Source organism: Bacillus sp. 03113, from assembly GCF_006546985.1.
GTDB lineage: Bacteria > Bacillota > Bacilli > Bacillales > Cytobacillaceae > VATK01.
On the sequence record NZ_VATK01000037.1, the window covers coordinates 1 to 12,579 of the forward strand.

Below are 12,579 nucleotides of genomic sequence, written 5' to 3' on the forward strand. Positions count from 1 at the left end.
GTAGACTCCTGTGGGAATGCGAGAAAGGCGAGACCCCGCAGGAGCGTATGCGACGAGGAGGCTTGACGCTCGCCCACAGAAAGCGAAGTGTATGCAGGCTGCGCGTTTAAAAGCAACAATCTATACGAAAACAGCCTTCCTAAAAGTAAAAAAAACAGCTCCTAATTGAGCTGCCATTTTATAATACCCATGTTTGAATAGCCACTAGTGCAAAGAGCCCTGGAATTCCTAATATTCCCGAAACGGATGATGTTACTAAATTTATTGGAACATGGATCCCAAATTGATTCCCAAAAGTGTTTAAAAAAAATAGAAATAAAGCACCTATGACAATTTTTATGATTCCCATTCCAATAAAACGAACGGGTTTTATCGGTACACCAATTACAAGTAAAATGAAGATTAGTCCAACAATGATTGAAATAACGATAATTGGGCTCAATCGCTTAACACCCTCTCCCTTTCTTACACCTTGTACAATAAGCTTATGACTTAAAAGTATAAAAAAGACCTTAAGAGTAGTGTTTGATTATCTTTAGATAGCAAAAACACCATAACTATTTAACAGAAACTTTTCTTCGTTTTGCTTCTTTAAAAAGATAAAAATATTTAGCTTCTGCTAATTTTGCCTCACAAAGAATTTCATCAGATGGATCAAAGCTTTTCTCCACTAATGTTTTTTGATTAAACCAATTCTCTTTTAAAATATTTAGCTCATTCATTAATTTTTCATCAAATTCTTTTCTTAGCCACCCTTTTCTTCGCATAAACATTTCTTTTCCCCCGTCTTAAAGTTCTCTTCTTCCTTCCAAAGCTTTGGATAGAGTAACCTCATCGGCATATTCAAGATCCCCACCTACTGGTAAACCATGTGCGATTCGGGTAGTTTTAATTCCAGATGGCTTTAACAGACGAGAAATATACATGGCTGTCGCTTCACCTTCAATGTTAGGGTTTGTTGCTAAAATGACCTCTTTAATCTCATCATCTTGCAGTCTTTTTAATAAAGAAGGAATATTAATATCCTCAGGACCTATGCCATCCATCGGTGAGATCGCACCATGCAAAACGTGATAAAGACCATTGTAGTCCTTCATTTTCTCCATGGCAATAACATCCTTCGGTTCTTGAACGACACAAACAATGCTTCTATCTCTTCTTTGATCTTCACAAATATAGCAAGGATCCTGATCCGTTATATGACTACAAATAGAGCAGTAAAAAAGATTCCTTTTTGCATTTACAAGCGCCTTAGCGAAATCAAGCACTGTGTCTTCCTTCATGCTTAATACAAAAAAAGCCAGACGAGCGGCCGTTTTCGGACCGATACCTGGCAATTTCATAAAACTGTCAATTAGCTTAGATATTGGTTCTGGATAGTGCATATGAATATCCTCCTAGAACATCCCCGGAAGGTTCATTCCTTTTGTAAATTGCCCCATTGTTGAATTCGATAATTCATCCGCTTTTTTTAGAGCGTCATTTGTAGCTGCTAAAATTAAATCCTGCAGCATTTCTACATCTTCAGGATCTACAACCTCATCTTTAATATTAACTTCAACAATTTGTTTATGGCCTGTAACAACCACCGTTACCATGCCACCGCCAGCTGTTCCTTCTACTGTTTTTTCTCCAAGCTGTTCTTGTGCCTCCATCATTTTCTTTTGCATTTTTTGCATTTGCTTCATCATATTTTGCATATTTCCCATTCCACGCATATTATTTCCCTCCATCAATTAGTCTTTTACTTCTATTAAGTCAGCACCAAATAGTTTTTTTGCTTCTGCTATAATGGGCTCTTCGTTAGAGGACATTTCCTCATCCTCTGAATGATTTGATTGGCTATGAAGAAATTCTTCTCGTATTATTAACCACTGTTCTTCTGGTACACCTATCAAATTCATTCTAATCCCATTTAACTCAAATAATGTATTGGTCAGTGTCTCTATAAATTTACCATTTTCCATAGCCATTTGACAGTGTATCTCATATTTAAATTTTATGATGACTGCATCTGAAGCTGCAGCCACTGGCTCTGCTTCATTTAATAATGCAGCTTGAGACCTCATTTGTTGATGAACAAGACGTTTTAACATTTCTCCCCAGTTGGATTTAATGTTTTGTAAATTAGCTTTTGTTGCATGCTTTAATATCTGATTTATTTTGCCAACAGGAGCTTGAAATCCTCTTCTTGTATGTCTTTGCGTTTTAGTCTGCTTAGCTTGGGATGACTGAGTATTGTCATCTGCTGATGAAACACCATTTTGCTTTAGCGATTTTATTTCTTCTTCTAAATAATCTATTTTTTTTAACAGTAAATGAATTTCATTTGAATTTTGTTGTTCGACTTGTCTGTCAGACTGACAAAGCTTCACGATGGCAACTTCAAGAAAGATTCTTGGATGATTCGTCCATCTCATATCTTGTTGTGTTTTATTTAACACTTCTATTAGTTCATATATATGAGATGTATGAAAATGAGTTGCTAATAGCTCAAAAGGCTCATCGAGCAACACACGTTCAAATGATTCTTCTAAATTTGGAGCTGTTTTATACAGAAGCATATCTCGAAAATAGAGGATAAAATCCTCGATAAATCTTGAAGGGTCTTTGCCTTGAAAAAGCAGATCCTCTAGCGCTTCTAAGCCGCCGACCACATCTTTTTCGAAAACAGCTTTTGCTAATTTATTTAAATAGTCTTGAGATACCGCTCCTGTTACAGAAAGAGCATCCTCAACTGTCACTTTTTCCTGGCTATAGGATATAGCTTGGTCTAATAAGCTAAGAGCATCGCGCATTCCACCTTCAGCAGCTCTTGCAACTGCAAGAAGCGCTTTTTCTTCGCATTCAATTCCTAATTCATTCACGATTAATTTCATTCGATCAACAATGGCTTGTGCTGATATTCTTTTAAAATCAAAACGCTGGCATCTTGATATAATCGTTAATGGAATTTTATGCGGCTCTGTTGTAGCCAAAATAAAAATAACATGCTTCGGTGGTTCTTCAAGTGTTTTTAAAAGAGCATTGAAAGCTCCTATAGAAAGCATATGTACTTCATCGATGATATAAACTTTATATTTTACGGAACTGGGTGCATATTTCACTTTGTCACGAATGTCCCGGATTTCTTCTACACCATTATTTGAAGCAGCATCAATTTCGATCACATCTGGAATGGAACCATCTGTAATCCCAATACAGGAAGAGCATTTATTGCAAGGCTCACTTATTGGAGATTGTTCACAATTGACAGCCTTTGCTAAAATTTTTGCTGCACTCGTCTTTCCTGTTCCTCGAGGTCCAGAAAATAAATAAGCATGAGATATTTTTTGTTGAAGCAGGGCGTTTTGTAATGTTTTCGTCACATGTTCCTGTCCAACTACATCCAAAAATGCTTGTGGACGCCACACACGATATAAAGCTTGATAAGCCACAATTAACGCCCCTTCCTTTTTCGTTCACATAAAAAGTACATCGATTTTATTATCCCATCTATTATAACGTAACTAAATTCTTTTTTACAAAATGATTGTACATTTCTATCGAAATTAACCCATGCCAACTACTTTATAATTTCCAAAAACAATAAAAAACTCACCCCATATTAAGGATGAGTTTGTTATTAATATATAATAACTACCGTGCACCTTCCTTCGACTGACAACCATAAGCGTTACTTAAGTAGTTAGCTCGACCTAGGCAACCCCGCGGCACATGAGAGTGTCCACTTAATGCTGCTTCCTTCCGGACCTGACATGGTTCATGAATTCCCATTGCGCAGGACCCAGGCGTCAACACCACTTACTTAAGGCAGACCTTACAGAAAATCAGCCTCAGGAAAGGATTCGGCCTCGCTAGAGCGGATTGCGAGTACAGGGCACCGCTACCTCCCCGCTTAGCACGGCAAAATTGAAACCAATTTTTAATAGCGTCACAACCGACGCATTTTTAAGTATAACGACTTTTATAATAAAATGCAATGTTTAATCATTGTCAAATTTTGTATTATTTAATCATATAAGTGTGTTTTTCTTTTTTATTTCTTTTTTCCGTTTGCGAATTTCGCTAAAAAATTGAGAAAGCAGCTGTCCACACTCTTCCGCCTTTAATCCTGAAACAACCTCACATTGATGATTAAAGCGGCTATCTTGAAGGAGATTCATCAAGGTTCCACAGCATCCTGCTTTCGGGTCGCTAGCACCAAATATGACTTTTTGAATTCGAGCTAAAATAATAGCTCCTGTACACATTGGACATGGCTCTAAAGTTACATAAAGCTTAGCGCCCTCTAATCTCCATGACCCAATCTTTTCACAAGCCTTTTCAATGGCAAGCAATTCAGCATGTGCAACAGCACTTTGATTTGATTCCCTTAAATTATGGGCTCTGGCTATAATTTCGCCATTTAATACTATGATAGCACCTATTGGTACTTCACCTGCAAGCTCCGCCTTTTTTGCTTCCAAAATGGCTTCCATCATAAAATACTCATCTTGGTTTTCTTGCAGCATCTGTACACATCCCTCTGTCCTTTTTATATTGTTATTTCGTCTCAAATGACTGTGTTTATGTAAAAAAAAGCCCGTCACACTCAGCAACGGACTTTACTATATCTCCAATATTTATGCGCATTAGGTGAATCAATTTATCAAAAATGGCGGAGGAAGAGGGATTCGAACCCCCGCGCGGTTTAACCCGCCTGTCGGTTTTCAAGACCGATCCCTTCAGCCGGACTTGGGTATTCCTCCGTATTCGACAAGAAATAATATATCATTTGTATTATTTCTTGTCAACATTATTTCAAAAAAAATTCTGATCAATTTCTTAATACTGTCTTAAAAGACCGTAAATTCTTGATTTACCTCTTTAATCATTCAATACTAGTATTCATTTTCAGAAGAAGAATATGTGTAATATCTCTTCTATCACATCATTTTTCGAACATCAGGTGAAGCAGCTTTTCACCTGATGTTCTTCTATTTCAACTTAACAATAAAGATTAATTCGGTTTGATAACTTCTTTATTGCCCATATAAGGACGAAGAATTTCTGGAATAATGACGCTTCCATCTTCCTGCTGATAATTTTCTAAGATGGCTGCAACTGTTCTTCCAATAGCAAGACCAGAACCATTTAAAGTATGCACATGCTCAAGCTTTCCTTTTGCTTCTCTACGGAAACGTATATTAGCACGACGCGCTTGGAAAGCTTCAAAATTACTGCAAGAAGAAATTTCTCTATACGTTCCATTGCTTGGAATCCAAACTTCAATATCATACTTTTTCGCAGCAGTAAAACCAAGGTCACCTGTACACATACTTAAAACGCGATACGGCAGATTTAATAATTGTAATACCTTTTCAGCATGACCTGTTAATTTTTCCAACTCAGCATAAGAGTCCTCAGGCTTCACAAACTTCACTAGCTCTACTTTATTAAATTGATGCTGGCGAATAAGACCACGAGTGTCTCTGCCTGCAGATCCTGCTTCTGAACGGAAGCATGCACTAAAAGCTGCATAATTAATAGGGAGCTCGTCGCCAGTCAGGATCTCATCACGATGTAAATTCGTTACCGGCACCTCAGCAGTTGGAATTAAAAAATAATCCTCACTTTCGATTAAAAAAGCATCTTCTTCGAATTTAGGAAGCTGACCAGTTCCTGTCATACTTGCCCGATTGACCATATAAGGCGGTAATATTTCTTGATAGTCATGTTCTTCCGTATGAAGGTCTAACATAAAATTGAATAATGCTCGCTCTAAACGAGCACCAAGACCTTTGTAAAAAACAAACCGACTTCCTGTTACTTTACTTGCACGCTCGAAATCAAGAATTCCCAATTGATCTGCAACATCCCAATGAGGTTTTGCTTCAAATTCAAACACTGGAACTTCTCCCCATTTGCGTATTTCAATATTTTCATCTTCTGTTTCACCAATCGGAACACTCTCATGTGGAATATTAGGAATGCTCAACAGTAATAATTCTAACTCTTCTTCTACAGCTCTTAATTCCTCATCAAGTGCTTTAATCTGGTCTCCAACCTGTCTCATCTCTTGAATTAAAGCATCAGCATCTTTCTTTTCACGTTTTAATATAGCTACTTGCTGAGATGCTTCATTTCTTTTGCTTTTTAATTGTTCTGCTTCTACGATAAGCTCTCTTCTCTTCACATCTAAATCTTCAAATTTCCCTAAGTCTGTTAAATCTTCTCCTCTATGCTGCAAACGTTCCTTTACTTCGTCGAAATTCGCTCGCAAATACTTAATATCAAGCATATTATTTCCTCCTTAATATTTATCATGCTTAAACGACAAAAAACTCCCGTCCCTATAAAAGGGACGAGAGTTACCCGCGTTGCCACCCTAGTTGAAGGCATAACCTTCCACCTTAAAACTGATAACGGTTTTTACCCGAAAATATATACTCGCTTTTTACAGCTTTCCATATTTTACTCAAGGATGGATTCACAATCTATTTATCACCGATTTTCACCTACCACCGGCTCTCTATAGATAAAAATGATTGCTACTAGTTCCTCTCATTGCTTTTTTCATTCGTTAAATTTGTAAAATATAGTACTATAATCTGTACCTTTATGCAACTACTAATAGAAATTAACTTTCTTTCGTTTCTTTTACCATATTAATAAAATAGTTAGTTAAACGATTATCTTCTGTTAGTTCAGGATGAAAGGAGCATCCGAGAAATTGACCTTCACGAGCAGCTACAATTCTTCCTTCACACTCTGCTAGTACTTCAACATTTTTTCCTGCCTCTAGTATATGAGGGGCACGAATAAATACCGCTGTAAAGTCCTCAGCTACTCCAGATATATTTAAGTTAGCCTCAAAGCTATCGACTTGTCGTCCAAATGAATTTCTAGCTACTTTCACATCCATTACACCGATGTGTGGTGCTTCATAGCCTTCAATTTGATTGGCTAATAATATTAGTCCGGCACAAGTTCCAAACATAGGTTTTCCTAAAGAAGCAAATTCCTTTAAGCTATCCATAAAATCATATTTATCAATTAACCGTCGCATCGTTGTACTTTCTCCGCCTGGTAAAATAAGCCCGTCTACTTCGCTTAATTGTTCTTTTCTTTTTATAATGACACCATCTGCTCCACTTTCCTCGATGGCGCGAATATGCTCACGTACAGCTCCTTGCAAACCAAGTACACCGATCTTAATTTTATTTGCCATGGTTTTTCACCTTACCATCCGCGATCTTGCATACGAGCTTCAGGAGATAAAGAAGAAATTTCAATTCCCTTCATGGCTGTTCCAAGATCTTTTGATAATTCAGCAATAAGCTTATAGTCTTGATAATGAGTTGTTGCTTCTACAATCGCTCTTGCAAATTTAGCTGGATTCTCAGATTTAAAAATACCAGATCCAACAAATACACCATCTGCTCCAAGCTGCATCATTAAAGCAGCATCAGCTGGAGTTGCTACTCCACCAGCAGCAAAGTTTACAACTGGAAGGCGACCTAAGTTTTTAATCTCAAGAAGAACTTCATAAGGAGCACCTAGAAGCTTAGCTTCTGTCATTAACTCATCTTCATTCATATGTACGACTTTACGTACTTGAGCATTTACTTTACGAATATGTCTTACAGCTTCTACAATGTTACCTGTACCCGGCTCCCCTTTTGTACGAAGCATAGCTGAACCTTCACCAATTCGACGAGCTGCTTCACCAAGATCACGGCAACCACAAACAAATGGAACTGTAAATTCTTTTTTAAGCAAATGGTACTCTTCATCAGCAGGAGTTAATACTTCACTTTCATCAATGTAGTCTACTCCCATCGCTTCTAAAACGCGTGCTTCTACAATATGTCCGATTCTTGCTTTAGCCATAACAGGAATGGTTACAGCATTTAATACTTCTTCAACAATACGTGGATCAGCCATTCTTGCTACTCCGCCTGCAGCGCGAATATCGGATGGTACTCTTTCAAGTGCCATTACTGCAACTGCCCCTGCTTCTTCTGCAATTTTCGCTTGTTCAGCATTGATAACGTCCATGATGACGCCGCCCTTTTGCATTTCGGCCATTCCTCTTTTTACTCTATCTGTACCAGTTTTCATTTTATATCCTCCTTAAGTTGTGCCATCTCATCTGATGGATAAATTATTATCAATATAACATATATAAAGTAGAAATTAATCACTATTTCTAACTCTTTTTTCTACATATCAAATATCAAGCCAAACTTTTGAATATATCATTGACTTAAATTTAATAAATCTAGAATACTAAAACCAACCTTTTACAGTTGATGAAACACTTCCCCAAACATCGCCAAAAAATCCGCCAATTCCACGCATCATTAATACAAACCAATTTGCTTTCTCAACATCTTCAGCTGCAATGACATCAGCTTGAATTGTGGACTGACCAGAATTTGTTAAAAATTTAATGTCCTCATTATTTTTTGACTTAATGAGTAAATGACCAACCACATCTCCTTTTTTAATTGGAGCTGTTAATTCACCATCTTCATTTAGTTTTTTCTTATCAAGAACAAAAGATGTCTGGTAGTTTTCTTTTTCGCCATTTTTTATAACCATTGTAATAGGCGTTTTTGTATGGATTTTTACTTGATCCTTTTTACCTTTAATGACTTGAAGTGTTTTTTTATTTTTTATTTGATATTTAGCTGGCAGAATTTCTTCTTTTGAAAAATTGCTAAAAGCATAATCAAGCATTTTTCTCGTTTCATCGAATCGCGCTTTATAATTTCCTTGTCCATTCGCGCCCTTTGCGTTCATGACAACCGTAATATATCGATTCCCGTCTCGAATAGCTGTTGCTGTAAAACAATATCCTGCGAAATCAGTTGTTCCCGTTTTTAAACCGTCAACACCTTTGTATCCGAACACTAAGGTTGGGAGCATCCAATTCCAATTGTCCATTTTAATTTGATCATCCGTTCCTTCACGGAATATCTTTGAAGGAGTGCTAGCAGTTTTTAAAACATCTGGAAATTCATTTATTAAATGGAAAGATAGCTTTGCTGTTGCACGAGCAGACATTACATTTTCATCATTCGGGCCCCCAGCAGGCTGCATTCCCAGTAAATCACTATTGTTTAATCCACTTGCATTGACAAATTTATATTCTTTTAAACCTAATTCTTTTGCTTTGTCATTCATCATTTTAACAAAATTTGCTTCAGAGCCAGCAATAACTTCAGCTAAAGCAATCGTTGCTCCATTAGCCGAATAAATGGTCATTGCTTCATAAAGCTCTTTCACTTTATATTTTCCATCTTTTCTCAATGGTACATTTGATAAAGTTCTATTTTGTGATATTTGATAGACATAATCACTTACAGAATATTCTTGATCCCATTTTACTTTTCCATCTCGAATAGAATCGAGCAAAAGATATTCTGTCATCATTTTTGTCATACTTGCAATTCCAAGCACCTTATCTGCATCTTTTTCATAAAGCACTTTCCCTGAATTTGCTTCTACAATAATGGCAGCATCTGCATTAATATTAAGTGAGTCTTCCGCTTGCGCTGTAATCGTCCCTGGCAGCAAACTAAATAACATAAATACTGCAAGTACACTAGCTGCAATTTTACGATAATTATGTGAATTCAATGTAAAGCCCCTCCAACGTTTTTGTACACCTCCGTTATTTTATCACAACATATGATGAAATCATAGATAGTCTAGTTTCATTTCTAATTTTCCTTTTCAGCGAATCAATAGGAAAAAAACTTTCATTTCCTAAGCAATAAATTTATGAACAACCCAAGATTTAGACAATAAAAAAAACAGAGAAGATATTTCTCCTCTGCTCACCTTACTATTAAGACATTGAATAATTTGGCGCTTCTTTTGTAATTTGAATATCATGCGGATGACTTTCTCGTAAACCTGCTCCAGTCATTCGAATGAATTGTGCTTTCTCTCTTAATTCTTCTAAATCTTTTGTACCACAATATCCCATTCCAGAACGAATACCACCTACTAATTGATAAATGGTATCCGATAAAGGTCCTTTATAAGGCACACGACCTTCGATCCCCTCTGGAACAAACTTTTTATTCTCTTCTTGGAAATAGCGGTCTTTTGAGCCTTTTTCCATCGCACCAACAGAGCCCATTCCACGGTATACTTTAAACCTACGGCCTTGGAATATTTCTGTTTCTCCTGGACTTTCTGTCACTCCAGCTAACAAGCTGCCAAGCATAACAGCATGTCCCCCAGCAGCTAAAGCTTTAACCACATCACCAGAATACTTGATTCCACCGTCAGCAATAATCGCTTTTCCGTGTTTACGTGCTTCAGTAGCACAATCATAAACAGCTGTAATTTGAGGGACACCTACCCCTGCAACAACCCTTGTTGTACAAATTGAACCAGGTCCAATTCCAACTTTTACAATATCAGCTCCAGCTTCGATTAAATCTCTAGTAGCTTCAGCCGTTGCAACATTTCCAGCTATAATCGTAAGATCAGGGAAAGCATCTCTTATTTCACGAACTCCATCTAAAACACCTTTTGAATGTCCATGAGCTGTATCAATAACGATCACATCAACATTAGACTTTACTAGTAGCTCTACTCGTTTTAATGCATCATTTGTTACTCCTACTGCAGCGCCTACTAACAATCTTCCATGCTGATCTTTAGCGGAATTTGGAAATTCAATTACTTTTTCAATATCTTTAATGGTAATTAACCCTTTAAGGACACCGTTATCATCAATCAAAGGAAGTTTTTCAATTTTATATTTTTGTAAAATACTCTCAGCCTCTTCTAAAGTAGTTCCGACTGAAGCTGTGACTAAATTCTCTTTTGTCATAACATCTGAAATTTTCATGGAATATTCTTGAATAAATCTGAGGTCACGATTTGTTAAAATACCGACTAATTTTTGCTCTTCTTCGTTATTCACAATCGGCACACCAGAGATTCGATATTTTCCCATCAAATGCTCTGCATCAAATACTTGATGTTCAGGTGTAAGGAAAAATGGATCTGTAATAACTCCACTTTCGGAGCGTTTAACTTTATCTACTTGCTCAGCTTGCTGCTCAATAGTCATATTCTTATGAATAATTCCAAGACCACCTTGACGAGCGATCGAAATGGCCATATCTGCTTCCGTGACTGTATCCATACCTGCACTAATAATAGGGATATTTAACTTAATTTTTTCTGCTAATTCTACTTTTAGACTAACATCTCGTGGAAGCACCTCTGATTTTGCTGGAATCAATAATACATCGTCAAAAGTTAATCCTTCTTTTACAAATTTATTTTCCCACATTTTTTTGACCTCCTGTACTCAAAAATATTATATGTAGGTTATCAATTGGACAAAATACTGTCAAGATAAGATTAATATGTTGGAGTTTTCTAAAAATTCGGGGGTATCCATCGTGCTTTATTCCTTTCATCATTGGGATTCATTTTCACATTTCTTCTCTGCAAACTATACCCAAAACTACTTGAAAAAATGCTATCAAAAATTGGAACTAGACGATATTGAAAAAAAAAGCTATGAGAACTGTTATCCATTTATCTATTATCTTGAGCATGGGCAAATTTATTATAATCAAGCTGTACAATCACCGCTTTTAATACAACCTATATTACTTTTCTACGGATTCGTACACTTAATGAAAGCATGCATACTAACAATTGATCCAAATTATCCAGAAACTACATCAGTGCTAGCCCATGGTGTTTCAACTAGAAAAAGAAAAAAACAGCAATACCGGTTCTTTCAAGATGAAATTAAATTTCAAAAAAATGGTTTTTTTCCACACCTTTCTTTAAAACTATTTCAAATAAACCATCTAGAAGGAGAAAAAATAGGCATGGGGCATCTATTAAGACAAATTCCAGAATTAGATGATTTGTTTTTCCAGCTTACAAGAGAAAAAACATTCTTACCAATTAGTCAAAATGAAAAAAACTTACTAGCTTTTCCTAAAAAGTTGTTAGATTACTATCATATGACAGAAAATCGTTTTGTTGATTTTATTCAATCTAAATCAAAAATGTCTTTTTCATTATTGGACTCGTCCAATGATTTAATGATAAAAGTTGAACATACTTACCGTGATCTTTCACCATTAAAATATAATCTTACAAACCAGATATATTGCTTGCCTACTTCTATTGATTTATTGTTTACGTTTCCTGAATGCCTAATTCATTATCTTCTTCTTTACAACCTGAGCATGATTGCCAGATACGAAACCGAGTGGTGGAGTGAGCTCATTAAAACAATGCCCAACCACGATTATCCTTTTATCCTTTCTTTTTTAAAAATCACTTCAGAAAAAGGACCTTTTCTTGCTTATCAATATCTCATGTCAGAAAATAAACAAATGTAAATACAATGAAACCGGGTTGTGTGAGCGTGAAATGATCAATTCAATCAAGTTCTTTATGAAAGCGTCTACTTCTATCGTGAATGCGTCTACATTTTTTACGAAAGCGTCTACACTCTAAGTGAAAGCGCCCACTTGACTCATTTTATCATCGACTTCTCTTTCTCTAAACACAACAAAAAAGAGCACCTGATCCAGA

Annotated in this window: 12 protein-coding genes, 1 tRNA gene, 1 other RNA gene and 1 other annotated feature; of the genes, 1 reads left to right on the plus strand and 13 read right to left on the minus strand. The window is 36.4% G+C overall.

The features are described from left to right. Positions 1 to 178: 178 nt before the first annotated feature. The 13 genes from FDO66_RS20440 to guaB form a co-directional block, all read right to left on the minus strand. Complete coding sequence (locus FDO66_RS20440; RefSeq protein ID WP_141434500.1) at positions 179 to 442, minus strand: pro-sigmaK processing inhibitor BofA family protein; 264 nt, start codon at positions 440 to 442, stop codon at positions 179 to 181. A gap of 115 nt (positions 443 to 557) precedes the next feature. After that, the gene (locus tag FDO66_RS20445) at positions 558 to 773 is read right to left on the minus strand and encodes a YaaL family protein (RefSeq protein ID WP_141434501.1); all 216 of its coding nucleotides are present in this window, start codon (positions 771 to 773) and stop codon (positions 558 to 560) included. Between the two features lie 15 nt (positions 774 to 788). Beyond that, positions 789 to 1,385 (minus strand): recombination mediator RecR, encoded by a 597-nt coding sequence (gene recR / locus FDO66_RS20450; protein ID WP_141434502.1) that lies wholly within the window; start codon positions 1,383 to 1,385, stop codon positions 789 to 791. Positions 1,386 to 1,397: 12 nt separating this feature from the next. Then, positions 1,398 to 1,718 carry a YbaB/EbfC family nucleoid-associated protein gene (locus FDO66_RS20455; RefSeq protein ID WP_141434503.1) on the minus strand — a complete coding sequence of 107 codons (321 nt, stop codon included), beginning with the start codon at positions 1,716 to 1,718 and terminating at the stop codon, positions 1,398 to 1,400. Positions 1,719 to 1,736: 18 nt separating this feature from the next. Next, on the minus strand, positions 1,737 to 3,437 hold the full coding sequence (dnaX, locus tag FDO66_RS20460; protein WP_141434504.1) for a DNA polymerase III subunit gamma/tau: 1,701 nt from the start codon (positions 3,435 to 3,437) through the stop codon (positions 1,737 to 1,739). A 205-nt stretch (positions 3,438 to 3,642) separates the two neighbouring features. Continuing rightward, an RNA gene (gene ffs, locus FDO66_RS20465) (signal recognition particle sRNA large type) lies at positions 3,643 to 3,907 on the minus strand. Between the two features lie 109 nt (positions 3,908 to 4,016). Continuing rightward, positions 4,017 to 4,514 carry a tRNA adenosine(34) deaminase TadA gene (gene tadA / locus FDO66_RS20470; protein WP_141434505.1) on the minus strand — a complete coding sequence of 166 codons (498 nt, stop codon included), beginning with the start codon at positions 4,512 to 4,514 and terminating at the stop codon, positions 4,017 to 4,019. 144 nt (positions 4,515 to 4,658) lie between these two features. Next, positions 4,659 to 4,751: transfer RNA gene (locus FDO66_RS20475), tRNA-Ser, on the minus strand. 251 nt (positions 4,752 to 5,002) lie between these two features. Beyond that, positions 5,003 to 6,283: a serine--tRNA ligase gene (serS, locus tag FDO66_RS20480; RefSeq protein WP_141434506.1), complete on the minus strand. Its 1,281-nt coding sequence runs from the start codon at positions 6,281 to 6,283 to the stop codon at positions 5,003 to 5,005. Positions 6,284 to 6,339: 56 nt separating this feature from the next. Further along, positions 6,340 to 6,559 (minus strand) — a binding site (T-box leader). A gap of 63 nt (positions 6,560 to 6,622) precedes the next feature. Next, positions 6,623 to 7,213, minus strand: coding sequence for a pyridoxal 5'-phosphate synthase glutaminase subunit PdxT (pdxT, locus tag FDO66_RS20485; protein WP_141434507.1), 591 nt, complete (start codon positions 7,211 to 7,213; stop codon positions 6,623 to 6,625). An 11-nt stretch (positions 7,214 to 7,224) separates the two neighbouring features. Further along, positions 7,225 to 8,106, minus strand: a complete 882-nt coding sequence (gene pdxS / locus FDO66_RS20490) for a pyridoxal 5'-phosphate synthase lyase subunit PdxS (protein WP_141434508.1) — start codon at positions 8,104 to 8,106, stop codon at positions 7,225 to 7,227. Positions 8,107 to 8,274: 168 nt separating this feature from the next. After that, complete coding sequence (locus FDO66_RS20495) at positions 8,275 to 9,579, minus strand: serine hydrolase (protein ID WP_141434511.1); 1,305 nt, start codon at positions 9,577 to 9,579, stop codon at positions 8,275 to 8,277. Between the two features lie 262 nt (positions 9,580 to 9,841). Next, positions 9,842 to 11,308 carry an IMP dehydrogenase gene (guaB, locus tag FDO66_RS20500; protein ID WP_141434509.1) on the minus strand — a complete coding sequence of 489 codons (1,467 nt, stop codon included), beginning with the start codon at positions 11,306 to 11,308 and terminating at the stop codon, positions 9,842 to 9,844. Between the two features lie 112 nt (positions 11,309 to 11,420). Here guaB and FDO66_RS20505 point away from each other — a divergent pair, with 112 nt between their 5' ends. Next, a complete protein-coding gene (locus FDO66_RS20505) occupies positions 11,421 to 12,383 on the plus strand; it encodes a YaaC family protein (RefSeq protein WP_141434510.1) in 963 nt (320 codons plus the stop codon). The last annotated feature ends 196 nt before the right edge of the window (positions 12,384 to 12,579 follow it).

Coding starts and splice junctions, on each gene's coding strand:
- FDO66_RS20445 (WP_141434501.1), bottom strand. CDS start 773: ATGTTTATGCGAAGAAAAGGGTGGCTAAGAAAAGAATTTGATGAAAAA.
- recR (WP_141434502.1), bottom strand. CDS start 1,385: ATGCACTATCCAGAACCAATATCTAAGCTAATTGACAGTTTTATGAAA.
- FDO66_RS20455 (WP_141434503.1), bottom strand. CDS start 1,718: ATGCGTGGAATGGGAAATATGCAAAATATGATGAAGCAAATGCAAAAA.
- tadA (WP_141434505.1), bottom strand. CDS start 4,514: ATGCTGCAAGAAAACCAAGATGAGTATTTTATGATGGAAGCCATTTTG.
- serS (WP_141434506.1), bottom strand. CDS start 6,283: ATGCTTGATATTAAGTATTTGCGAGCGAATTTCGACGAAGTAAAGGAA.
- pdxT (WP_141434507.1), bottom strand. CDS start 7,213: ATGGCAAATAAAATTAAGATCGGTGTACTTGGTTTGCAAGGAGCTGTA.
- pdxS (WP_141434508.1), bottom strand. CDS start 8,106: ATGAAAACTGGTACAGATAGAGTAAAAAGAGGAATGGCCGAAATGCAA.
- FDO66_RS20495 (WP_141434511.1), bottom strand. CDS start 9,579: ATGTTATTTAGTTTGCTGCCAGGGACGATTACAGCGCAAGCGGAAGAC.
- guaB (WP_141434509.1), bottom strand. CDS start 11,308: ATGTGGGAAAATAAATTTGTAAAAGAAGGATTAACTTTTGACGATGTA.